This window comes from Dellaglioa sp. CoH-55-MRSF-8, from assembly GCF_056782195.1.
The window spans coordinates 1-467 of sequence record NZ_JBXAYH010000073.1 but is presented as its reverse complement, the minus strand read 5'-3'; the positions used below and the strand labels follow the sequence as shown (position 1 = coordinate 467).

1 protein-coding gene is annotated in these 467 nt (G+C 52.5%); it reads right to left on the bottom strand.

Annotated elements, in window-relative coordinates; all coding sequences use genetic code 11:
• Nucleotides 1–40 precede the first annotated feature (40 nt).
• The coding region (locus AC1RPW_RS07970) for a hypothetical protein (protein ID WP_481769437.1) at nucleotides 41–467 on the bottom strand (427 nt) is incomplete at its 5' end.

The following is a 467-nucleotide window of genomic DNA, read 5'->3' as shown; positions in this document are numbered from 1 at the left end:
CCAGTGCTTCGTACGACTGATCACCCCGATCCTTCGACATCTATGCAACTTCGGACCTAGCACTCTTGAACCAGTTGGTGATGAACGTCGTAAGCACTCCTTGACGTGCGTCACATCGATCAATAGCCCGGCTCACGACGATCATATAAATCTGGATCACGTCGTCAAGCCGCACGTGGTGATTGAAGTCCTTGTACGTGGTCTTCGCGTGCATGATCGCGAGCCGCACGTATTTTTCGAGGATCATGTTCTTGAACGAGCGTGCCTTCTCATACCACAACCGCGACTGCTGAATCGTCGAGTACAGAGTTCCACCATGCCGCACACCAAGACTCGTCTCGATCGCATAAATCTCGGAGTTGCGAATGATTGGGTCAATGTCGAAACGTGTGTGCAACTGCTCATAACGCTCAACGCGCTTGAAGAATAGCGCCAAGAAGCCGAACAGCAGCCCCCGGTTAAGGTGC